This is a genomic window from Mycobacterium sp. H4Y (assembly GCF_000364405.1).
GTDB lineage: Bacteria > Actinomycetota > Actinomycetes > Mycobacteriales > Mycobacteriaceae > Mycobacterium > Mycobacterium intracellulare.
The window spans coordinates 637,031-660,103 of the sequence record NZ_AKIG01000001.1 but is presented as its reverse complement, the minus strand read 5'-3'; the positions used below and the strand labels follow the sequence as shown (position 1 = coordinate 660,103).

General features: G+C 68.9%; 16 protein-coding genes. 8 read left to right on the top strand and 8 right to left on the bottom strand.

Annotated elements, in window-relative coordinates; all coding sequences use genetic code 11:
- Positions 1-15 precede the first annotated feature (15 nt).
- Positions 16-1,650: an ABC transporter family substrate-binding protein gene (locus tag W7U_RS03035; protein ID WP_050989410.1), complete on the top strand. Its 1,635-nt coding sequence runs from the start codon at positions 16-18 to the stop codon at positions 1,648-1,650.
- On the opposite strand, the gene W7U_RS03030 is transcribed toward W7U_RS03035, so the two are convergent.
- From W7U_RS03030 to W7U_RS03020, 3 genes are all read right to left on the bottom strand, one after another.
- Positions 1,637-2,881, bottom strand: coding sequence for an alpha/beta hydrolase (locus tag W7U_RS03030; protein WP_009955263.1), 1,245 nt, complete (start codon positions 2,879-2,881; stop codon positions 1,637-1,639). The genes W7U_RS03035 and W7U_RS03030 overlap by 14 nt on opposite strands.
- A gap of 95 nt (positions 2,882-2,976) precedes the next feature.
- On the bottom strand, positions 2,977-5,598 hold the full coding sequence (locus W7U_RS03025) for an ATP-binding protein (RefSeq protein ID WP_008254732.1): 2,622 nt from the start codon (positions 5,596-5,598) through the stop codon (positions 2,977-2,979).
- Positions 5,595-6,746 (bottom strand): exonuclease SbcCD subunit D, encoded by a 1,152-nt coding sequence (locus tag W7U_RS03020; protein WP_008254730.1) that lies wholly within the window; start codon positions 6,744-6,746, stop codon positions 5,595-5,597. The genes W7U_RS03025 and W7U_RS03020 overlap by 4 nt, the downstream gene beginning before the upstream one ends.
- Before the next feature lie 163 nt (positions 6,747-6,909).
- Here W7U_RS03020 and W7U_RS03015 point away from each other — a divergent pair, with 163 nt between their 5' ends.
- Positions 6,910-7,413 carry a histidine phosphatase family protein gene (locus tag W7U_RS03015; RefSeq protein ID WP_036428625.1) on the top strand — a complete coding sequence of 168 codons (504 nt, stop codon included), beginning with the start codon at positions 6,910-6,912 and terminating at the stop codon, positions 7,411-7,413.
- Positions 7,414-7,507: 94 nt separating this feature from the next.
- Here the strand turns inward: W7U_RS03015 and W7U_RS03010 are convergent, their stop codons facing one another.
- Both W7U_RS03010 and W7U_RS03005 read right to left on the bottom strand, forming a co-directional pair.
- Positions 7,508-8,038: a DUF3558 domain-containing protein gene (locus tag W7U_RS03010; RefSeq protein ID WP_008254724.1), complete on the bottom strand. Its 531-nt coding sequence runs from the start codon at positions 8,036-8,038 to the stop codon at positions 7,508-7,510.
- 8 nt (positions 8,039-8,046) lie between these two features.
- Complete coding sequence (locus W7U_RS03005) at positions 8,047-8,604, bottom strand: DUF3558 domain-containing protein (protein ID WP_008254722.1); 558 nt, start codon at positions 8,602-8,604, stop codon at positions 8,047-8,049.
- Between the two features lie 181 nt (positions 8,605-8,785).
- On the opposite strand from W7U_RS03005, the gene W7U_RS03000 reads away from it, so the two are divergent.
- The 3 genes from W7U_RS03000 (at position 8,786) to W7U_RS02990 (ending at position 14,410) form a co-directional block, all read left to right on the top strand.
- Positions 8,786-10,552 carry an ABC transporter ATP-binding protein gene (locus tag W7U_RS03000; protein ID WP_008254721.1) on the top strand — a complete coding sequence of 589 codons (1,767 nt, stop codon included), beginning with the start codon at positions 8,786-8,788 and terminating at the stop codon, positions 10,550-10,552.
- A complete protein-coding gene (locus W7U_RS02995; protein ID WP_008254718.1) occupies positions 10,549-12,465 on the top strand; it encodes an ABC transporter ATP-binding protein in 1,917 nt (638 codons plus the stop codon). Before W7U_RS03000 ends, W7U_RS02995 begins: the two co-directional genes overlap by 4 nt.
- Positions 12,466-12,643: 178 nt before the next feature.
- The gene (locus tag W7U_RS02990; RefSeq protein ID WP_008254716.1) at positions 12,644-14,410 is read left to right on the top strand and encodes a serine/threonine-protein kinase PknH/PknJ; all 1,767 of its coding nucleotides are present in this window, start codon (positions 12,644-12,646) and stop codon (positions 14,408-14,410) included.
- A 43-nt stretch (positions 14,411-14,453) separates the two neighbouring features.
- On the opposite strand, the gene W7U_RS02985 is transcribed toward W7U_RS02990, so the two are convergent.
- Both W7U_RS02985 and W7U_RS02980 read right to left on the bottom strand, forming a co-directional pair.
- Entirely contained in the window at positions 14,454-15,026 is a 573-nt protein-coding gene (locus tag W7U_RS02985; RefSeq protein ID WP_008254711.1) for a hypothetical protein, read from the bottom strand.
- Positions 15,027-15,305: 279 nt separating this feature from the next.
- Positions 15,306-16,472 carry an adenylate/guanylate cyclase domain-containing protein gene (locus tag W7U_RS02980; protein ID WP_043955642.1) on the bottom strand — a complete coding sequence of 389 codons (1,167 nt, stop codon included), beginning with the start codon at positions 16,470-16,472 and terminating at the stop codon, positions 15,306-15,308.
- Here W7U_RS02980 and W7U_RS02975 point away from each other — a divergent pair.
- Positions 16,471-16,995: a DNA-deoxyinosine glycosylase gene (locus tag W7U_RS02975; protein WP_008254704.1), complete on the top strand. Its 525-nt coding sequence runs from the start codon at positions 16,471-16,473 to the stop codon at positions 16,993-16,995. The genes W7U_RS02980 and W7U_RS02975 overlap by 2 nt on opposite strands.
- A gap of 78 nt (positions 16,996-17,073) precedes the next feature.
- On the opposite strand, the gene W7U_RS02970 is transcribed toward W7U_RS02975, so the two are convergent.
- Positions 17,074-18,462: an amidase gene (locus W7U_RS02970; RefSeq protein ID WP_008254701.1), complete on the bottom strand. Its 1,389-nt coding sequence runs from the start codon at positions 18,460-18,462 to the stop codon at positions 17,074-17,076.
- Positions 18,463-18,545: 83 nt separating this feature from the next.
- On the opposite strand from W7U_RS02970, the gene W7U_RS02965 reads away from it, so the two are divergent.
- Together W7U_RS02965 and W7U_RS02960 are read left to right on the top strand one after the other, a co-directional pair.
- Positions 18,546-18,980: an HIT family protein gene (locus W7U_RS02965; RefSeq protein WP_008254699.1), complete on the top strand. Its 435-nt coding sequence runs from the start codon at positions 18,546-18,548 to the stop codon at positions 18,978-18,980.
- A gap of 220 nt (positions 18,981-19,200) precedes the next feature.
- Positions 19,201-23,067: a bifunctional diguanylate cyclase/phosphodiesterase gene (locus tag W7U_RS02960; protein WP_036429165.1), complete on the top strand. Its 3,867-nt coding sequence runs from the start codon at positions 19,201-19,203 to the stop codon at positions 23,065-23,067.
- Positions 23,068-23,073 lie beyond the last annotated feature (6 nt).

Below are 23,073 nucleotides of genomic sequence, written 5' to 3'. Positions count from 1 at the left end.
GCGGCGCTTTTCGCGATGGCGCTGGCGCTGTCGGGCTGCTCGCCGGCCATCAACCTGATTCCGGAAACGGGGCAAAACGCGCGGATCGGGACGTCCAGCGACATCAACCCGCGCGATCCGGCCACCCTGCGAGACGGCGGTGACCTGCGACTCGCGCTCACCGCCTTCCCGCCGAACTTCAACATTTTGCACATCGACGGCAATTCCGCCGAGGTCGCCGCGATGATGAAGGCCACCTTGCCGCGAGCCTTCGTCATCGGGCCGGACGGCTCGACGACGGTCGACACCAACTACTTCACCAGCATCGAACTGACCGGAACCGCACCGCAAGTGGTGACCTACACGATCAACCCCAAGGCGGTGTGGTCGGACGGCACCCCGATCACCTGGGAGGACATCGCCAGCCAGGTCCACGCGCTGAGTGGCGCCGACAAGAATTTCGAGATCGCCGGGCCCAGCGGCGCCGAGCGCGTCGCCTCGGTGACCCGCGGCGTCGACGACCGGCAGGCCGTCATGACCTTCGCCAAGCCGTACGCCGAGTGGCGCGGCATGTTCGCCGGCAACGGGATGCTGCTGCCCAAGAGCATGACGGCTACCCCCGAGGCGTTCAACAAGGGCCAGCTGGACGGGCCGGGCCCGTCGGCCGGCCCATTCATCGCCACCTCGTTGGATCGGACGACCCAGCGGATCGTGTTGAGCCGCAACCCGAAATGGTGGGGCCCGCGACCGCGCCTGGACAACATCACCTACTTGGTGCTCGACGACGCCGCGCGGCTGCCGGCCCTGCAGAACAACACGATCGACGCCACCGGGGTCGGCACCATCGATCAACTGACCATCGCGCAGCGCACCAAGGGAATCACCATCCGGCGCGCCCCCGCCCCGGCCTGGTCGCACATCACCTTCAACGGCGCCCCGGGGTCGATCCTGGCCGACAAGGCGTTGCGGGTCGCGGTGTCCAAGGGCATCGACCGCCAGACCATCGCCAAGGTCGTCCAGTACGGCCTCACCAGCGACCCGGTGGCGCTGGGCAATCACATCTACGTCGCGGGCCAGAAGGGCTACCAGGACAACAGCGCCGTGGTTCCCTACGACCCGGCCGCGGCCAAGCGCGAGCTCGACGCCCTGGGCTGGAAGCAGGTCGGCCAGTTCCGGGAGAAGGACGGTCGCCCGCTGGTCATTCGTGACCTGTTCTACGACGCCCAGGGCAGCCGACAGTTCGCCCAGATCACCCAGCACAGCCTCGCCCAAATCGGCGTCAAGCTCGAGCTTGTCGCCCGCGCGGGCAGCGGCTTTTTCACCAACTACATCAACGTCGGAGACTTCGACCTCGCCCAATTCGGTTGGCTCGGGGACGCTTTCCCGCTCTCATCGTTGACCCAGATCTATAAGTCCGACGGGGAAAGCAACTTCGGCAAGATCGGCAGCCCGCAGATCGACGCCGCCATCGAGCGGACCCTGGAAGAACTCGACCCCGACAGGGCGCGGGCGCTGGCCAACGACCTCGACCGGCTGATCTGGGCGGAGGGGTTCAGCCTGCCGCTCACCCAGTCGCCCGGGGACGTCGCGGTGCACAGCACGCTGGCCAACTTCGGCGCGGCCGGCCTCGGCGACCTGGACTACACCGCAATCGGATTCACGCGCAGCTGAGCCGGCGCAACAGCCGCGTGGGGACCGGCAGCGCGCCTTCGGCGGCGGCCGCCGTTTCGATCAACTTCCACAGCAGCCGCACCTCGGGGCGCGGCGGCAGCGCGTCCAGCGCCGACGCTTGGGCGGCAAGCCCTTTCAGGTCGCCGCGCCCCACCGCCTCGGCGGCGGCGAGCGCGACGGGCTCGCGGAAATCCAGCGCGCTGTGCGCCATGCTCGGCAGGCTCAAGAGCACCGCATCGGGCAGCAGCGACGCGACGCGCTCGGCCACCGCCGGCGGGGTGATGAGGTCACGGCCGCCGGAAATCACCGCGGTGGGCCAGTTGAAGTTCGGCATTTCCGTGGGCAGGTCATAGGGCTCGTCCTCGAAAGTCACTCGCTGCGTGCGCGCTTCGCTTTCGGCCACTGCGGGGTCCAGCGGCAGGCCGTCGGGTTCGGCGGCGTAGTCCAGCTCGCGAAACGCGATGCGGCTCACCAGATCTTCCTCGTAGCGGAACGGCAGATTGCTCAGGGTGGTGAACCGGGATAGCGTCCACCACAAGAGTTTCCGGCGCTGCAGTAACAGATCGAGTTGACGCTCGAGCAGGTCGGCGCCGCCGTAGCCGTAAATGGTCGCGACGACGTGTGTCGCCGCCGGGGTCATGACGCCGGCGTCGACCAGTTTGCGCATTTTCGGTGCCAAGGCGGCGGTTTCGGGGCTGTCGCCCCGAAGCAGCAGCCGGCGAATCGCCCGGCGCACGATGACGATGTCGTGCCGCGACAGCAGCGGCGAATCGAGCACCATCGCGTGCACGCGGTCGGGATGGCGCACACCCACTCCGGCCGCGATATAGGTGCCGTAGGACGCGCCATAGATGTCGGCCGAGTCGGCGTGGGCGTCGTCGAGCACCGCCGCCACGTCGTCGACGACCTGATTCACGGTCATGGACTGCGGCGGCAGGTCGGCACCCGAATCGTCGTGGCGCGACATCCCCACCCCGCGGTGTTCGATCATGATGACGTCGAGACCGGCCGCCGCCGCGCGCCTGCGCAGTCCCTTGTACATCTGCACCGACGCCACGCCCGGCCCGCCGGGGATGATGACCAGCGGGTGGCGGGACTTGCGGCCCGTGCGCACGTAGTACAGATCGAACTCGTCGGCGCTGTGCGGCGAGATCGGCCGGCGCACGGCGCGCACACCGGGCAATTCCGCCAGCTTCTGCTGCACCCGGCTCCGCTTCGCGTTCATCGTCATTCGTGTCGGACCGCCATGGTCCCATTCTGCAGGCAGCGCATCCCGGCACGCGCCGAGTCGTCACACCCGGCGGTATCGGCTGAGGTCAGCGGCCCTCAGGCGGTGAGGTCGATGCGATGCGCGCCCCGGACACCGTCGTAACGGTCGGGACTGCAGGTGAGCACGATCACCTGCCCGTGAGTGCCGACGCTGTCGAACAACTGACCCATTTTGGCCAGCCGGTCGGGGTCGGTGAAACCCAGTGCGTCGTCGACGACCACCGGCACGGCGTCCTCCTTGGCGACCAGGGCGGCACCGGCGAGCCGGGCCAGGATGCCCAGTTGCTCCTTGGCGCCGCCCGACAAGGATTCATAGGGCACCGTGATGCCGTTGAGCGTGCGGCTACGGATGCACAGGTCGCTGTCGATGTCGACCTCGAAACTCGGCCCGAACACGGGACGTCCGAGCCGCTGCAGCTCCGCGCGATAAGGCTCGACGTAGCGTCTGCGCGTGGTGTCGCGGTGACGCGTCATGACCGAGCGCAGCAGTTTCGCGGCCCGGGCCCGCGCGCCGATCTGACTGTGCTCCGTGGCGGCGTGCTCGCGCTCCGTTTCCGCGGCGTCCAGCTTGCCCTGGCGCCCCTCACTGCCGAACACCGAGAGTTCGATGGTGATCTCACGCAACGCGCGGGCGGCTTCTTCGTAGCGCTCCCGCAGCGACTCGGCTTCCTTTGTGGCCTCGGCCAATTCGGCGGCAACGGCATCGGGGGACGCGGCGGCCAAGGCGGCGGCGAGCTCGCCGACTCGTTGGTCCGCGGCCTGCGCGGCCCGCAACGCCGAGTCCGCCGACGCCGCGAGTTCCTCGTCGCTGACCGAGGCGCGCTCGGCGGCCAGCCGGCCCGCGGTCGCCTGCAGCTCGGCCCGCTGGGCTTCCAACGTGTTCTGCAGAACGGTTGCCCGGGTGGATAACTCGGCCAGCGCCGCGGCGGCGGTGGTGGCGGCCTGGCGGTGAGCCTCGCAGTCGGTCGACGCCGCCGCGTGACCCTGCTGGGCCGCGTCGAGTTCGGCGCGGGCGGCGCCGATGTCCGTGGCACCGGGCGCCGGCTCGGCCGGGTGCTGGGCCCGCAGCTGCGCCAGGCGCGAGCGCATCTCGTCGATCTGCTCGTCGCCGCACAGACCGGCCAGCGTGGCGCCGAGCTGATCGCGGGCGCTCACCAGCTCGCGGCGCCGCTGGTCGGCCGAGCGCGCGGCGGCGAGATCGGCCACCTCGGCGGCGGCCAGCGCCGCCGCCATTTCTTGTTGTGCCGCAGCATGTTTCGTGTGGATATCCAGCGTGGTCGCGCCGGGGGTGACCCGGGCGGTCAGGACGTCGGACACCTCGACCACGGTGGACCCGGCGGCGGTGATCGACCAGCTCTGCCCCGCCGACAACGAGATTCGCTCACCGCCGACCACCAGGTGAATGTCCGCGGCGGCGGTGAATTCGATCGCCGCCGACGTCGACGCCAACTGGTCCCCGATGCGATCGACCGCGGCGCAGGCGTCCTCGATTCGTCGCAGCAGTTCCTCGGTGACGGCGATCGTGCTGAGCTCGGCGCAGATTCGCTCACGATCCCGCTCGATGGCGTCGACCTTGGCCAGCCGGGTGCTCAACCGGTCGGCCTCCTCGAGGTCGGCGAGCCGGTCGACGCCGCGGCGCGCGGCGTCGACCCGGCACTGCAGGTCGGCCAGGACCTGCGTGGCCCGCTGGAGCGTGGCGTCGCACGCCTCGGCCTCGGCGCGCGCCGACGCGTGCGCGGACGCGGCTTGGTCCGCCTGGGCTTCCGTTTCGGCGACAGCGGCGGCGCGGGCGTCGATTTCGGCGAGCAGCTGCAAACGGCTGGTGTGGGCGGCGGTCGCCGCGGCGCTGGTGGCGTCCGCGGCCTCGGCGACCAACTGGGCTTCGCGCTGCTGCGCGGTGAGCTCGGCGATCCGGTCGGCGGCTTCCCGGGCGGCCGCCACGCGCGGGCCGGCGGCGATGCGCCGCTGGGAGAAGTCGGCCACCTGCTCGGTCAAAACGGCGTGGCGAGCGACCCGGTCGTCGACCTCGGCGACGGCGGCCGCGCACTCGGCGACCGCGGCCTCGGCGTCGGCGAGCCGGGCGATCGCGGCGGCCCACGGCCCCGTCGGACGCCCGGTCGGGGTGAAGTACCGCGCGTATTCGGTGTCGATCCGCTCGATCAGCAACGGCTCGGTGCCACAGAGCCCGCCGCTGTCGCCGGCGGCCACATCGAGCGCGCGTGACAGCGCGTCGCACCCGGACAAGTCCACCGCGGCGGTCGACGCCGACTGCAGCACACGCTGGGCATGCCAGAGGTCGCTGTCCACCGTCTCGGCCAGCATCGCCCGCACCCGTTCGTGGGCTTCGTCGCCGGTCAGCTGTTCGCGGCACGGCGTGATGATCGTCAGCTCCGTCTCGCACTTCTTGTGAAACCGCTTGCGATAGACGAAACGGTAGGGGCCGCAACTGATTTCGGCGGAGACCTCGGAGCCCACGTCGCTGTGGGTGGGTTTGACCTGCTTGACTTCCTTCTTCGTCGACCGATCCCGGGACTCCAGGAGCAGGTCCAGCGCCTCGATCATCGACGACTTGCCGATCTCGTTGGCGCCGCACACCACCACGACGCCGTGGTCGGGGAATTCGATCTCCCGGTGCGAGATGCCGCGGTAGTTCGTCAGGATCAACCGGTGCAGCTTCACGCCGCGCCCCGATCAGCGAGGCGCAGCAGCAGCGCCAGCGCCGCCTGGGCGTCGCCGGCGGTGGCGGAATCCTCCTCGCGCGCCGTCGCCATCAGCTCCTCGACCGCCGCGGCGGCGAATCCCCCGATCCCGAGATCGCTGAACTCGCCGTCGGCGGGGATCACCGCCAGGTCGGTGCGCCGTTCCCACAGGCCCAGCCAGGCGAACAACCGCGCGTATTTGTCCAGGCAGGCGTCCAGGGCGGCGCGGTCGGTGACCGTCAACGACCCGGTGAGCGCCAGGCGCACCACGGTTCGGTCCTTGTCGGTCATCAGGTCCAGGTTCACGTCGAGGTCGGCGATGTCGCGGCTCGTGTCGACCTGACGGTGCAGCGTGACGAAGCGCCAGCGTCCGACGTCTCGTGCGGTCACCGAGACCGCGCCCCGCGGGTCGGTTTCGTCGACGTCCACGACCAGGACGTGGCCCGGGTCGGATTCCACGTCATCGAAGTTGGTGACTTCCGGCGATCCGGAATACCAGACCCGGCCGCTGTCGCCGACCTGGGTCAGAGAGTGCTTGTCCCCCAGCGCCACATAGTGCACCGCGCCGCGGGACAGCGCGTCGTCGAGGGTGGCGAGCCGGATCAGCGAGGGCTTGTCCTTGTCGGGGTCCAGGACGTCGACCCCGCCGTGCGCGACGAGGATTCGGGTGCCCGCGGCCGCGGGCAGGCCGTCGAGGACGTCGGCGACCAGGTCGGTGGTCGGCACCTTCGACCGCCACGGCGCGGCGACGATCTCCAGGCCGGGGCGCACCTGATGCACGCCGGCACGGTCGAGCACCACGACGTTGTCGGGACGCTCGGCGGCGAACAGCGCGCTGGTGTACACCGATGAGGCGTCCAGGGGGTCGTGGTTGCCCGGAAGCAGATACACCGGAATTCCGATGGCGCGCATGGCTTCCAGGGACTGTCCGATGACCGTCGGCGGGAGCTGGTTGTGCTCGAAGACGTCGCCCGACACGACGACGAACTCGGCGCCCACCTCCGCGGCGAGCGCCCCCAGACCGGCAACCGCGTCGCGGCGGGCCGCCGAGTAGCGTGGCTGGGCGTCGCCGGCGAGGAAGTGCCGGGTCATGCCCAGTTGCCAGTCGGCGGTGTGCAGGAATCGCATGTGGGCGACCCCCTTTCGAACTGCGTGTTTACTCCGGGCATCGCGAGTTTAGGTCTGCGCACCGACAAGACGCGGGACCTCGATCGGCAGGTCTTGGCACTGCGCAAATTCCGGCGCAGCGGGCGTGGCCGGCGGGGCGCCACACTGATTAATCTGATCCTTCGTGACTGCCGAGCGCACCCTGCTGTTGATGCGGCATGCGAAGTCCGACTACCCGGCCGGGGTCGCCGACCACGATCGGCCGTTGGCGCCCCGCGGCGTCAGGCAAGCCGGGCTCGCCGGCGACTGGCTGCGCGCCCACGTGCCCCCCGTCGACGGGGTGCTGTGTTCCACGGCGACCAGGACCCGCGAGACACTGCGGAACACCCGCATCGCTGCGCCGGTGCGATACAGCGAACGTCTCTACGCCAGCACCCCGGGCACGCTGATCGACGAGATCAACACGGTGGACGACGGCATCGGCACGCTGCTCGTCATCGGACACGAGCCGACGATGTCGGCGCTTGCGCTGGGGCTGGGCCGCGCCGGCGGCACCGACGCCGCTGCGGGCGAACGCATTTCGGCCAAGTTCCCGACGTCGGCGATCGCGGTCCTCGCGGTGCCGTGCGCGTGGAAGGAACTGGAACTCGGGGGTGCGTCGCTGATCGACTTCGTCGTTCCGCGCTGAGCCCACAACGCTGCGGCGAACGTCGACTTGTTGGGCTCAAAACGCGAAATCGACGACAACAAGTCGACGTTCGGCGTGGTGGCGCAACCTCCGGCTAGGAGTTGGTGGCCAGCGTCAGTTCCATCAGCTTGATGGCCTGCCCGCACGCATCGATTCCCGGCGCCTGCGGGTTGACCCACCAACCGACCACCCCGGCCGCGTCGCTGGCCACGCCGCACGCGCCGTTGGGGTCGTCGGGACGCATCACGATCGAGTCGATCCCGGCGATGGGCCGCGACTCGATCTTGTACTTCAAGAACTCCGCGACCTTGCGCTCGTTGCTCAGGCTGCCCTGCTCGAACCAGAACCGGGTGATGTCGATCAGGCCGGCCGGGTTGGCCGCCTGCCACCGGCAGATCGCGCCGACGAACGTGCTCTGAATGTCGAGCGGGTCGGCCCCCACGGTCTTGGCCAGGATGTCGCTGGTCAACACCTCACATTCCTTGAGCAGGTTCGGGTACTGCTGCTGGGAGTTGTTGTTGCGGGGCACGTTGCCGCCCGCCTTGACCGCGTTGCCGCCGATCGACCTGGAGCAGCCCGTCAGCACCAGCAGCGCGGCCAGCAAAAGCACTGCGGCGGCGCGCATCGAGGCCCTCATTTCGAGTTCGCAATCGACTGACGAGCCAGCTCTTTCGCGATATCGCACGGCGGCGGGAACGGCTTCTGACTGAAACTGATCGACCACTCGATGAAGTCGTCCTGGAACTGAATGCCTACTTCGCACAGCGAGTCACCCAGGTTGGGCTCGTTGCCGACGGCGATGAAACCGCCGTGGCCGTTGATGTTGATGTCGTCGACGCTGGCACGTGAGAGCTCCTCGGTCTTGCGTTCGCGTCCGATCGGGCTGCCGCGATACCAGGAGAAGGAGAAGTGCGGCCCGAGGATGCCGCCCCCGGCGAGCCATTGACAGCCGACGGAGTTGCGGGCGGTGTTGATCAACCCGGTCACCCGGGTCAGCTCGGCCACCGTCTGGTCGCTGATGCCGCCGCACTGCGGGAACATCGGCCCGTGGTTGCCTTGCCCCTTCTGCGGCGTCGACGACGCCGTCGCCCCGGGTTTGTTGCCGCCGGAATCGGAGCAGGCGGCAACGGCGGGAATCAGGATCGTCAATGCTGACGCCACAAGAGCCAGCGCCCTCGCGCTACGCCGCACCGCTACCCTGCTTCCGTTCCGCCCGCTGCTCGTCCACACGATGCACTGTAGCGGCAGCCCAGCGGGTCAACCACCGACGCGCCTGAGCAGGTATTTCAATGTCGCCGACGAGTGCCCTGCGCGCGTTGACCGTCGCCGGTTGGCGGGGACGCCCGGGCCGCCGGTGTGCGACAGTTACCCCATGCTCCTGGCCCTGCTGCGCCAGTACATCCAGCCGTACCGCCGGCTGGTCGCGGTGCTGATGGTGCTGCAGCTGATCAGCAACCTCGCGTCGCTGTACCTGCCGACCGTCAACGCGGCCATCATCGACGAGGGCGTCGCCAAGGGCGACACCGCCGCGATCGTCCGGCTGGGCATCGTGATGCTCGGGGCCACCGGCTTGCAGGTGTTGTGCTCGGTCGGCGCGGTCTATTTCGGCTCCCGGACCGGCATGGGCTTCGGCCGCGACCTGCGCGCGGCGGTGTTCGAACACGTCCTCACCTTTTCCGAGCGCGAGAGCGCCCGATTCGGCGCGCCGACCTTGCTGACGCGCAGCACCAACGACGTGCGGCAAATCCAGTACCTGGTGCAGATCACGGCCACTGTGCTGGTGACGGCCCCGATCATGTGCCTCGGCGGAATCGTCATGGCCCTGCGCCAGGAGGCGGCGCTGACGTGGCTGTTGCTGGTCAGCGTGCCGGTCATGGCGGTGACCAACTACTGGGTGATGTCGCACATGCTGCCGCTGTTCCGCAGGATGCAGGGCCTGATCGACGGCATCAACCGCGTGATGCGCGACCAGCTGGCCGGCGTGCGGGTGGTCCGCGCGTTCGCCCGGGAAGGTTTCGAGCGCGACCGCTTCGCGCGCGCCAACGCCGCGCTGTCGAACACCGCATTGACCGCGGGCAACTGGCAGGCGTTGATGCTGCCGGTGACCACGCTGACCATCAACGTGTCCAGCGTCGCGCTGATCTGGTTCGGGGGGCTGCGCATCGATCGCGGCCAGATGCAGGTCGGCTCGTTGACCGCCTTCCTGGCGTACTTCACGCAGATCCTGATGGCCGTGCTGATGGCGACGATGACGCTGGTGGTGTTGCCGCGGGCGTCGGTGTGCGCCGAACGGATCACCGAGGTGCTCACCACCCGTCCCGCCGTCACCGACCCGCCCGGCCCGGCGTCTCCCCCGGGCAAAATCACCGGTGTGGTCCGCCTGGACGGCGCAACATTCACCTATCCCGGTGCCGATCGCCCAGTGCTACAAGATATTTCATTCATCGCCCGGCCCGGGACCACCACCGCGATCGTCGGCAGCACGGGATCGGGAAAGTCGACACTGATCTCCTTGATCTGCCGGCTCTACGACGTGACCGGCGGAACCGTCCTGGTCGACGACATCGACGTCCGCGATTACCACACCGAGCGGCTGTGGTCGGCGATCGGTCTGGTCCCCCAGCGCGGCTACCTCTTTTCCGGAACGATCACCGACAACCTGCGTTACGGCGCCGCCCCGGGGCACGACATCACCGGCGACGAGATGTGGGAAGCGTTGCGGGTGGCCGACGCCGACGGGTTCGTGCGCGCGCACCCAGACGGGCTGCAGATGCGGGTGGCCCAGGGCGGCATCAACTTTTCCGGCGGGCAGCGGCAACGACTCGCCATCGCCCGGGCGGTCATCCGCCGCCCCGCCGTCTATCTGTTCGACGACTCCTTCGGCGCCCTCGACGTGCACACCGACGCGCGGGTGCGCGCCGCCCTCAAGCCGATATCGAAGGAAGCCACCGTCATCGTTGTCACCCAACGGGTTTCGACTGCCGCCCAGGCCGACCAGGTGATCGTCGTCGACGGCGGAAGACTGGTCGGCGCCGGCACGCATGAGTCGCTGCTCGCCGACAGCGCCACCTACGCGGAATTCGCCGACTCACAAGCCGTGGGCGCCTTGCCGTCAGGGCACGTCGGGGGCGCGCAATGACCTCGTCGACCAGCACCGCGGCCCGCGCCGTGGCCCCGCCGCCGGCCGGGCGATCCCGCGATTTCTGGGGTTCGGCCGCCCGTTTGGTGAAACGACTTGCGCCGCAACGCGGACTGAGCATCGCGGTGATCACACTGGGCCTCGCGGGCACGGTGATCGGCGTGATCGTCCCGCGGATCCTCGGCCATGCCACCGATTTGCTGTTCAACGGCGTCATCGGGCGGCAGCTTCCCGCCGGCATCAGCAAGGCACAGGCCGTCTCGGCCGCTCGCGGCCGGGGCGAGAACACCTTCGCGGACTTGCTGTCCGGAATGAACGTGGTGCCGGGCCACGGCGTGGACTTCGGGGCGGTCACGCGGACGCTGACGCTGGCGCTGGCCCTCTATCTCGTTTCCTCGGTGCTGATTTGGGCGCAGGCCCGGCTGCTCAACCTCACCGTGCAGCGCACCATGGTGGCGTTGCGTTCCGACGTCGAGGACAAGATCCACCGGTTGCCGTTGTCGTACTTCGACGGGCGCCAGCGCGGCGAGCTGCTCAGCCGGGTGACCAACGACATCGACAACGTCCAGTCGTCCCTGTCGATGACGATCAGCCAGCTGCTGACTTCGGTCCTGACGGTGGTGGCGGTGTTGGCGATGATGCTGTCCATTTCGCCGCTGCTGGTGGGGATCACCGTGCTGACGGTGCCGCTGTCGCTGCTGGCGACACGGGCGATCGCACGGCGTTCCCAGCGGCTGTTCCTCGCCCAATGGGCGAGCATCGGGCGCCTCAACGCCCACATCGAGGAGACCTACAGCGGATTCACGGTGGTCAAGACGTTCGGCCACCAGGCCGCGGCCCGCGAGCAGTTTCGGGCCCTCAACGGCGACGTCTACCGGTCCAGTTTCGGCGCCCAGTTCTTCTCCGGGCTGGTGGCACCCGCGACCACGTTCATCGGCAACGTCGGCTACGTGGCCGTCGCCGTGGTGGGTGGCCTGCGGGTGGCCACCGGGCACATCACCCTGGGCAACATCCAGGCGTTCATTCAGTATGTGCGGCAATTCAATTCGCCCCTGAGCCAACTGGCCGGGATGTACAACACCCTGCAGTCGGGGGTGGCCAGCGCCGAACGCGTCTTCGCCCTGCTCGACGAGCCCGAAGAATCGCCGGATCCCCAGCCCGCGTCGCCCCCGCCCGCCGATGGCGCCCCACGCTCGAGCGGCCGCGTGGAATTCGCGCATGTCAGCTTCGCCTACCGGCCGGGCGTCCCGGTGATCGACGACCTGTCGCTGGTGGCCGAACCGGGTAGCACGGTGGCGATCGTCGGACCGACCGGGGCGGGCAAGACCACGCTGGTGAACCTGTTGATGCGGTTCTATGAGGTCGATTCCGGCCAGATCCTCCTCGACGGGGTGGACATCACCACGCTGGACCGGCATTCGCTGCGGTCGCGGATCGGCATGGTGCTGCAGGACACCTGGCTCTTTGACGGGACGATCGCGGAGAACATCGCCTACGGGCGCCCCGAGGCCGGCGACGACGAGGTGGTGGCGGCCGCCGAGGCAGCGCACGTCGACCCGTTCGTGCGGTCGCTGCCGGCCGGCTACCAAACCCGGGTCAGCGGCGACGGCGCCAACATCAGCGCCGGCGAAAAGCAACTCATCACCATCGCGCGCGCGTTCCTTGCCCGCCCGCAGCTGCTGATCCTGGATGAGGCGACCAGCTCGGTCGATACCCGCACCGAGGCCCTCATCCAGCGCGCCATGTGCGATCTGCGCCGGGATCGGACGAGTTTCATTATCGCGCATCGTCTTTCGACGATCCGCGACGCCGATCGGATCCTGGTGATCGAGGGGGGCCGGATCGTCGAACAAGGCAACCACGCGGAACTGCTGGCCCGGCGCGGCGCCTACTACGCCATGACCCGCGCATGACAACCGCAGCCGGCGCCGCGGCCACGAAAGGCTGGCCCGCCGATTGTCGGCGTTATCATGCGGCGCGACGGGTGGGCGCTTACCGTCATGATTGCTCGGTCACGGGTCGACGATCGGGCGTGCGTCCGCAACGTTGCCACGGGACGGCGGGCCGGGGGTCGGGTTGGAAGGATGAGCAATGAGCGACGAACAGGCCTCACGGGCGGGGTCGATGTTCGGCCCCTACCACCTGAAACGGCTGCTGGGCCGCGGTGGGATGGGTGAGGTCTACGAGGCCGAACACACCGTCAAAGAGTGGACCGTGGCGGTCAAACTTCTCTCCGAAAGCTTCAGCAGAGACCCCGTCTTCCGCGAGCGGATGAAACGCGAGGCCCGCACCGCCGGACGTTTGCAGGAACCCCATGTGGTGCCCGTGCACGACTACGGCGAAATCGACGGCCAGATCTTTTTGGAGATGCGCTTGGTCGAGGGCACCGACCTGGACAGCGTGCTGAAACGCTTCGGGCCGCTGACCCCGCCACGCGCGGTCGCCGTCATCACCCAGATCGCCTCCGCGCTCGATGCCGCCCACGCCGCCGGCGTCATGCACCGCGACGTCAAACCGCAAAACATCCTGGTCACCGCCGACGACTTCGCCTACCTCGTCGACTTCGGCATCGCCAGCGCCACCACCGACGAGAAACTCACCCAACTGGGCACCGCGGTCGGCACCTGGAAATACATGGCGCCCGAACGGTTTTCCGACGCCGAGGTCACCTACCGCGCCGACATCTACGCGTTGGCGTGCGTGTTGTTCGAGTGCCTGACCGGGGCGCCGCCCTACCGGGCCGACAGCGCCGGCATGCTGGTCTCCGCCCATATGATGGACCCCATACCCGCGCCCAGTCAGCGGCGCCCGGACATCCCCAAGGCCTTCGATGCGGTGATCGCCCGCGGCATGGCCAAAAGGCCCGAGGACCGCTACGCGAGCGCGGGCGACCTCGCGCTGGCCGCCAAGCAGGCGCTGAGCCACCCCGACCAAGACCGCGCCGCCACCATCTTGCGCCGCAGCCAGGAAGCCGCACTGCCCACGGCCGTCAACCCAGATCCCCGGCTGAGCACCGCGCCGCCTCCCCGGCCGTACCAGCCCGCGTTCAACACCCCGCCGCCGTCGCCGTCCGCGGCGCCGTATTACCAAGGCGCCAGCGCCAATTGGGGCGGCCCGCCGCCGCAGTTCGCCAATGCGACGCCGTGGGGTCAGCCCCCGCCCAGGCCCCGCCGCAACGTCTGGCTCATCGTCGCGGCCGTCGCCGTGGTGTTCGTTCTCCTCGGGAGCGGGTTGGGCATCTGGCTGGTCACGCGGCCCGATCCCGAACCGCCACCCCCCGCGCCGCTGGAGGCCGACCGTCTCAGCGCCCTGCTGCTCGGCCCGTCCGATATCAACACCGTGATGGGCTCGTCGACGATGCAGCCGGGCAAACCCATTACGTCGACGGACCATTCGGCGGTGACGGTGTCGACGCCCGACTGCCAGGGCGCGCTCTACACGACCCAAGACCCGGTATATGCGGGCACCGGTTACACCTCGGTGAGTGGACTGGTGTCCTCGGAGCCGGGCGACAACTACGACCACTGGGTGAACCAAGCGGTGGTGCTGTTTCCGTCCGCCGACAAGGCCAAGAGCTTCCTGGAGAACTCTGCGGAGAAGTGGAAGGGCTGCGCCGGCAAGACGGTCACGGTCACGAACAAGAGCAAGACCTATCGGTGGACGTTCGCTCAGGTTCAAGGGAGCCCGCCGAAGATCACGCTGATGGACACCCAGGAAGGCGCCGACGGTTGGGAGTGCCAGCGCGCACTGACCGTGGCCAACAACGTGATCGTCGACATCAACGCGTGCGGGTATCACATCAGCGACCAGGGCGCCCAGATCGCGGACAAGATCGCCGCCAGAATCGCCGACGAGTAGCCGGACGGTTACGCGCCAACGCCGTTAGGGCGTCACGGCATTGCTACGACTGCAGATCGGGACCCTGCGCACGCAGGTCGTCGACCGCCGTCATCGCGTCGCGCAATTTGGCCAGCCATTCCTCGGCATGTTCGCCGACCAGCTTCACCGACCACGCCAGGGCGTCGGCGCGCGACCGCGCGACGCCGGCATCCACCAACGTGTCGAGCACCTGGCGTTCGGGCTGCTTCAGCCGGGTCATCACAGGTACTGCGATGTGGGTGAACAGGATTCGCTCCGAGCCGACCTCGACCCCCCAGGAAACCTTGCGTCCGTAGCGATCCTGGGCTTCGTCGGCGATGTGCATTCTCTCGGATCGCGTCTCCTCGCGGAATCGCGACGCCCGTCCCGCCGCGCGGGCCTCACTCTCCCCGCTCTCGGCGCTCGCCGTGTCCGGGAGCCGTCCCATGACGGTGATCTCTTCGCGGTCGACGATCACCGTGGGGTCGCCGTCGAACCACTTCTCGGGAAGGCGTCCGGCGAACCATTCCGCGGCGTCGCCGGCGTCGGGTTGCTGGGCTTGCTGCCAGCCTCCGGGGCGACCGTACCGCCGCCCATGGGTGTGATGCGCTTTCATGATTACATGATTACACCGTTGCACGTATAACGGAACAGCGTTCGCCGGGGGCGAAAGACGGGCCGGTCGCCGAACACATCTCCACGCCTGAAAACCCATTGATCCGGGCTGTTGTGCGGCGTATTTTGGGTAGCGAAGCAGGCCCGGGAAGCGACCAATTCGAAGCGCCGGAACACGGGGTAGGAATCCGGCCGCGTAGGACACGCGTAAGACGGAGTCAGACGCCCCCTGGAGTCGCACCGGGCCTGCCCATATTGATGTCACCGCGGCCGGCGGCCGTCAGTCCTCGGCATCGCCGCGCCGGATGCGGAACAGTTTGACCTCGCCCTTGATGCCCTTGAGGTGGCGGGAGCCCGCGAACGATGCCGAAAACTCACCGCGCTCCCCGATGACCTCCCACACCGAATCCGCCGCCAGGACCGTGCCCGGGCGCGCCACGCTCGTGACACGGCTCGCCACGTTGACCGGACTGCCGAACCAATCGCCGGCACGGCTCACCGCCATGCCGGAGGCCACGCCCGCCCGCAGCCGAGGGAAGTCGTTGTCAGAGTCGACGGCTTCGACCAGTTTCAGGACGACGTCGAGCAACGGTTGCGGCTCGGGGCAGACGAACATCACCGCGTCGCCGATGGTCTTGATGAAACGCACCGGAGGAACGGTCATGTCGCGGGCGAGGATGGCCAGCCGGTTGGCCAGATGCCCCAGCTCTTCGGGCGTGACCGCCTCACCGATCCGGGTGAAGCCGACCAGGTCGGCGAAGGCGACGCTGATTTGGCGCGCGCCCGGCAGCGGCTTGCCAGCGGCGCGCTCGGCGGCGTTGACCGCTTCGGTCTCCATCATGTGGCGCAGCTGCATGAACAGCATGTGCTGGATCATCGGGCCCAGCATGGGCGCGATTTTGGTCACCAAAGCCTTTGAGGCTTGGGCGATTTCGAGCTCGCTGGCGCCCGGGCGCATGATCGCCGAAAGCGCCGAGTACCGCATGACCTCGGCGGTCCGCGACAGACCTTCGGCGAGCACCCGGACCACGAGAATCACGTGCTCGGGGTCCAGGCCCAGCTCGACGAACCGCTGGGTGAAGGCGGCGGCCTCGCCGTCGGCGCGCATGTGAACGGCCGCGTCGGGGTCGTCGACGCGGACCAGACCGATGGCGCGTTGCACACGCTGCAGCAGTCCCAGGTCGATGCCGTGGGTCTCGCTGATCTCCCGCGTCGACACGTACGTGCCGTCGTCGCCGATGATGTGGCGGGTGGCCAGCAACAGAGGCGGGTTGGTCGCCCGGATCTCCTCGGCGGTGATGCCCTGCTCGAAGAGCCACCGCACCAGTTCGGCCCGTTCCGTGCGCGCGGTTCCCTCGAGCCCTTCGAGCAGGTCGTCGATGGTGTGGTCGTCCCCGTCGTGCACGTCGCCAACGTACAACGCGGGCGCGGCATGATGTGAGGTGATGAGCACACCGTTGCTGCGGGGATTCCCGCCGGTCGTCGACGAGCGCGCCAGGACGCTGATTCTGGGGTCGTTTCCCAGTGCGCAATCACTGGTGGCGGACCAGTACTACGCCAATCCACGCAACGCGTTCTGGTCGATCACCGGTGAGCTTTTCGGCTTCGACGCCGCCGCGCCCTACGACAGGCGCCTGGCGGGACTGCAATCCCACGGAATTGCGCTTTGGGATGTTCTTCACACGTGCCGCCGCCGCGGCAGTTCCGACTCGGCCATCGATCCAACCAGCCTGACGGTCAACGATTTTGGCGCGTTCTTCGCCGACTACCCCGCCATCACGGCGGTGTACTTCAACGGCGCCAAGGCCGCCGAGCTCTACCGCCGGCGGGTGGTGTCGCCCGACGAGATCCAGTGCCACCGGCTGCCGTCGACCAGCCCGGCCCACGTGATGCGGCCGGGCGCCAAGCTCGCGGCGTGGGCGCCGATCGCGAGCGCGGCGCCGCCGGGCGAAGCGGGTCGGCGCGCGTAGATCAAGCCGATCGCGAGCGCGGCGCCGCCGGGCGCCAAGCTCGCGGCTTGGGCAGTGGTTGCGGAGGCCCGTCCGCTCTCATGACACCGGCGGCCGGCGAAGGGCCCACGGTCGAGCGGCTTCGATCTGCGCCGACAGCGACAACAACGTCGCTTCGTCATAAGGCCGGCCGACGAGTTGGACCGACATCGGCATCCCGTCTGCGTCGAGGTCCCAGGGAACCACCGCGGCGGGCTGCCCGGTCAGGTTCCAGACCTGTTGGTACGGAACGTATTGCCCCACCCTCAGCAGGGTCGACACGGCGCCGCGCCGTTGGTAGGCGCCGATACGGGATGGGCCCGTTGCCGTTCCGGGCGTGACGACGACGTCGACATCGTCGAAGATCGCCTGGATCCGCGACACCACGGCCCCCTCGGCCGCCCGCAGGGACTCCATCCGGCGGTCCGAGAAGAAAGAACCCAAGCGGGCCATGTTGCGGGTGCGCGGTTCCAGGCGTTCCGGATGGGCCAGGGCGTCGGCGTCGTCGCAGATGCCGCGCAGGTAGCGGGGCAGGTAGTTGGTGAGGATCGCCGAGGCCGGATATTCCGGGTCGGCCGTGATGACGTCATGCCCGAGGTCGCGAAGCAACGCGCCGGCCTGGTCGACCGCGGCCAACTCCCGCTTGCCGACCCGAACCGGCAGCGGGGTTGGGACCTTGGTGCTCAACGCAATTCGTAGCCGGCCGGGGCTGCGGGTCGCCGCGGTCACGAACTCCCCCTCGGGCCCGGGCACCGTCGAGGTCGCGTCCAGGAACACGGCCGCGTCGATCACCGTGCGGGTGATCGGGCCGTTGACGCTCAACCCGTACCAGGCGTCGTCGTGGGGTTCCAGCGATACCCGATCGCGCTGCGGCTTCAGGCCGAACACGCCGCACCAGGTCGCCGGGATGCGGATCGACCCGCCCCCGTCGGAGCCCAACGCCAGCGGGGCCAGCCCGGCCGCGACCGCGGCGGCGCTGCCGCCGCTGCTGCCGCCCGGCGTGCGCCTGGGATCCCAGGGATTGCGGGTAGCTCCGAAGGTCAGCGACTCGGTGTACGGCAGCATCATCAGCTCGGGCACATTGGTCTTGCCGACGATGACGGCGCCCGCGGCGCGCAACCGGCGCACCACCTCCGCGTCGGAGCTCACCGCGGGCCGGTGCCCGCCGCTGCCGAAGGTCGTCACCTCCCCGGCGACATCGACGTCGTCCTTGATCGCGACCGGCACGCCGAGCAGCGACAGCCGTTCGCCCGCGTCCAGGCGGTCCTGCGCCACGGCGGCCTCGTAGCGAGCTTTGTCGGCGAGCACCACGCGGTAGCACCGCAGCTGGCTGTCGAGCTGCGCGATCCGCTCCAGGTAGACCTCGAGCAACTCCGGCGCGGTCAGTTCACCGTCGGCCAGCATGCGCGCTTGCGCCGCCGCGCCGGCGAAGGCGAGATCGTCGTTCACTGCGGCAGCGTAACCCCGTAATTGGGCCGGGCCCTGGCTGGAGTCGGCGGGGCCGCGGGGCGGCAACAAGTACCGTGGGCGACATGTCCTGCGTGTTCTGTGCGGTCGTCGCCGGGGAAGCTCCGGCCATCCGGATCTACGAAGACGACGACTACCTGGCGATCCTCGACATCCGGCCGTTCACTCGTGGCCACACGCTGGTGCTGCCCAAGCGGCACAGCGTCGACCTCACCGACACCACGCCGGAGACGCTGGCCGGAATGGTCACCCTGGGCCAACGCATCGCCCGGGCCGCGCGCACGACGGAATTGGCCGACGCGACCAACATCGCCATCAACGACGGCAGCGCCGCCTTCCAGACGGTGTTCCACATCCACCTGCACGTCTTGCCGCGCCGCAACGGCGACAAGCTGTCGGTGGCCAAAGGAATGCTGCTGCGCCGCGACCCCGACCGCGACGCCACCGGCCAGATTCTGCGCGACGCACTGGCCCGTATCGACGCAAGTCAACCGGATTAGGCCCGTGGCGGCCGTCCTGTGGCGGCACCAGAAACGGCACCAACCTGGCAAAAGCCACACTTAGCGCGCGTCTGCAGCGGTTTAATGCCCTGTAACTCGTGGTGATGCTGTTGTTTCTTCACCACACAACAGGGGAGCTCAAGCGGTGACGAAACGGCGGGCGGTGAATCCGTGGCGGCGGTCGGGGGTGCCCGCGCCCGCCGGGTGGGTCCTCGTCTCCGTGTACGGCGTAGCCGGCGTGCTGATCGTGCTGTCGTCGTTCTGGGGATGGCGCGGCCCGTACGGGACCCACCCCATCAACGGGTTCGTCATCGCGATGTGCCTTGCCATCGCGGCGGCATACGCCGGGCGCGCGGCCCGCTTCAAGCCCCCGCGGCAACGATACGGATGGCTGGCGCTGGTGACGGCCCTGCTCGGCTGGGCGGCCGGCGAGGTCATCTGGGCGTTCTACGACGTCCGCCCGGAATTCGATCACGCCACCCACCCTGCGGCAACCGAGTTCGTCCTCCTGCTGTGGCCGGTCGGCGCGATGACGTCGTTGGTGCTGCTGTCCCAGTTGTCTCGCAAGAGCCCCCGGCGTCTGCTGCTCGACGGTCTCATCGTGGCGACGTCGCTGTTCGTCATCGCCTGGGTGTTCGTGGTCGAAGCGCAGCTGCAGGAGCATTCCGGCGCGCGGCTGGTGACCTCGGCGGAGGTCTTCGCCGACATCGTCCAGGTGACGACGGCGATCCTGATGCTGTCCCGGGCTCGTCCCGGCGACCGGCCGAGCCGCAGCCTGCTCGCCGCCGGCGTCGCGACCATCTGCATCGCCGACATGGCGCTGGTCTTCTATACCGGCATCGCCAGCTATCACACGGGCGGAGTCGGCGACCTGGTCCGAGTGGCGGGCCTGGCGTTACTGGCGCTCGCGGCCCTGGCCGCCGCGCACGAGCGTCCCGCACCCGCGCCGCCGGATGAGACCGAGTTCCGGGCCCGGCTGTGGCTGCCCTACTTGCCGCTGATCCTCGCCGCCGCGGCGGGCTGGGCGCACGCGGCGGGCCATTCGATACACGACCCCATGCTCGCCGCGCTCGGCATCCTGGTGGCCGCCGTCCTGGCCCGGCAATTCGTCGTCCTGGTCGACAACCAGAATCTGTTGTCGGAGGTCGCGCGCGAGGCGTTTCGCGACAATCTGACCGGTCTGGCCAATCGCGCCCTGTTCCTGCAGCGCCTGGAACAGGCCGTCGCGCGCCGGCATCCCAACGGCATGCCCATCGCGGTGCTGTGCCTGGACCTCGACAACTTCAAGTCGGTCAACGACGCCCTGGGCCATCCGGCCGGCGACGAGCTTTTGGTCAGGGTGGCCGGGCGGCTCACCGCGGCGTTGGGGGAAAGCGGGACCATCGCCCGGCTCGGCGGCGACGAATTCGCGGCGGTCATCGAGGCTTCCGTCCAAGAATCGCAGGCGGCCGCGCACCGGATCCTCGACGCGTTCACCGGGGCGATTCTGATCGACGGCATCCCGATCATGGTCCGGCCCAGCATCGGATTCACGGTGTGCACCGGCGCATCGGCCTGCACGGTCGACCAGCTGCTGAGGCACGCCGACCTCGCCATGTACGCCGCCAAACGCGAAGGCGGGCAATGCATCCGCAGCTTCATGCCCGACCTGCCGTTGCCGTACGCGTTCCCGGCGTCTCCCGATTCGGGGGAATCCGCCGTGGCGTCACCGGTCGATGGCGGCGGCGCCGCCGCGACGCCGCAGGCGTCACCGCCCGTTTCCGGCGTCGCGACACCGACCACGAACTCGCCCTCCGGCGATGTCGCCGACGATGCCCCTCGGCCACCGAGGGGTATCCGGGTGGGCTTCGCGGTGCTGGCAATCGGTGTGATCGCCTTCGCCGCGTCCAGCGTCGCGCATCCGGACGCGGGACACGGCGTGTTCTCCGCCACGACGCTGTATTCGGCGCTGACCGTGTTGGCCGCCGGTCTGGTTGTCCTTCGCGCGTACCGCGTCTCGGCGGACCGGTTGGCGTGGTCACTGATCGCCGCCGGGATGGCGTTCTCGGCCGCGGGCGACATCGTCTACGCGTTGTTCGTGCCCAACGGTCGCTCCCCGTCGGTGGCCGACCCGGTGTACCTGGCGTACTACCCGCTGGTGTACGCCGGGCTGCTGCTGCTCATGCGGGCACGGTTCAAGCGGTTGCCGATCCCGATTCAGCTCGACTCGCTGGTGTGCGCCCTGACGCTGGCGGCGGTGGCGGCGGCCGTGACGGAGGGCCCCATGCGGGCGGCGACGTTACGCACGCCCGCGACGGTGTGGATGGGATTGGTCTACCCCTGGATTGACCTGGTGCTCCTGGCCCTGGCCGCTGGCATGCTGCCAATACTCGGCTGGCGCAACGACTTTCGCTGGGTGCTGCTGATGACCGGACTGGTCGTGTTTGCGGTGGCGGACGTGGCGTACCTGTTCCAGACGACCGCGGGCTCCTATCGGGTCGGCACCTTGCTGGATGCCTGCTGGCCGGCGTCGTCGTTGCTCATCGCGATGGCCAGCTGGTCCCCCTCGTCGCCGACGGCGCCAGTGCCCAGACACCGATTCAGCCCGTATGTCACCCCGGTGACGACATCGGTTGTCGCGCTGGGAGTCATCGTCCTGGCGCATCATTCGCGGCCGGCGGCGACCCTGGCGGCGTTGAGCCTGGTCGTGGCGACCGCGCGATTCTCGCTCACCTTCCGGGACGTGAGCCTGTTGCACACGAACGCCAAGCACGCCATGACCGACGAGTTGACCGCGCTGCCCAACCGGCACTCGCTGGCCAGCGCCCTGACCGCGTTGCCCGCTACGGCGCCGGGGCCGACGTCGATTCCGGGCAGAGCGCGCGCGCGGCGGGCGCTGTTGCTGTTGAGCCTGAGCGATTTTCACGAGATCACCGACTCGATCGGTCGCCACTTCGGCGATGAGTTGCTGTGCCACATCGCAAACCGCTTGTCCGGCAGCGTCCGTCGCGACGACATGCTGGCGCGGGTCGGTGATGACCAATTCGCCGTGCTGCTCGCGGACGGGGCCAACCTGACCGCCGCCAGCGCCCAGGCGGGCCGGCTGCTGGAAGCGTTGAGTGAGCCGATCGCGTTGGATCCGATCACCGTTCAGGTCGAAGGCCGCATCGCCATCGCGCTGTGTCCCGACCACTGCGACCACCCGCAAGAGCTGCTGGGCCGCGCCGAAACCGCGATGGCGCACGCCGAATCCGCCCGCAGCAAGATCGCGGTCTACGACTCGTCTTTCGAGGTTTATCGGAACAACGACCCCAACCTCATCGAGGACCTGCGTACCGCACTGTTCGACACCGACGAACTGAAATTGCACTACCAACCCAAGATCGACGGGCGCGACGGCAGCGTTCACAGCGTCGAGGCGGTGCTGCGCTGGCAGCACCCCACCCGCGGAACGCTGCTGCCGGAAGAGGTCTTGCCCGTCGCCGAGCGCGCCGGACTGATGCGCAAGATCTCCAACCGCACCCTGAGCATGGCGCTGAAACAGGTCCGGTGCTGGCGTGAACAGGGCATCACGCTCACCGTCGCGGTGAACCTGTCGACGACCAACCTGCTCGACATCGAGCTCGTCGGCACCGTCGAGCGGCTGCTCGCGAATCATGACCTGCCCGCGGACGCGCTCATCCTCGAGATCACCGAGAGCGCGCTGGTGGATTCCGCGCGATCCCGCAACACCGTCGCGGCCTTGCAACGCTTGGGAATTCGCATATCGCTCGACGACTACGGCACCGGCTGGTCGTCATTGGCCCGGCTGCAAGAGGTTTCGGTCGACGAGCTCAAACTCGACCGGATTTTCGTAACCCGCCTGGATCACGACGCACGATCGGTCGCGATCGTGCGGTCCACGGTGGCGCTCGCCCACAACCTGGGCGCCGACCTCGTCGCCGAGGGTGTCGAGAACGAGGCCACCCTGGACGCGCTGCACCGGTACGGCTGCATGATCACCCAGGGTTACGTGCACACCGCGCCGTTGCCGCCGGACGAGTTGCGGAATTGGATCGCCAACCACACACCCGAACCCCACACCAGCCAGTCCCACCGGCGGGCGTGAGCGGGA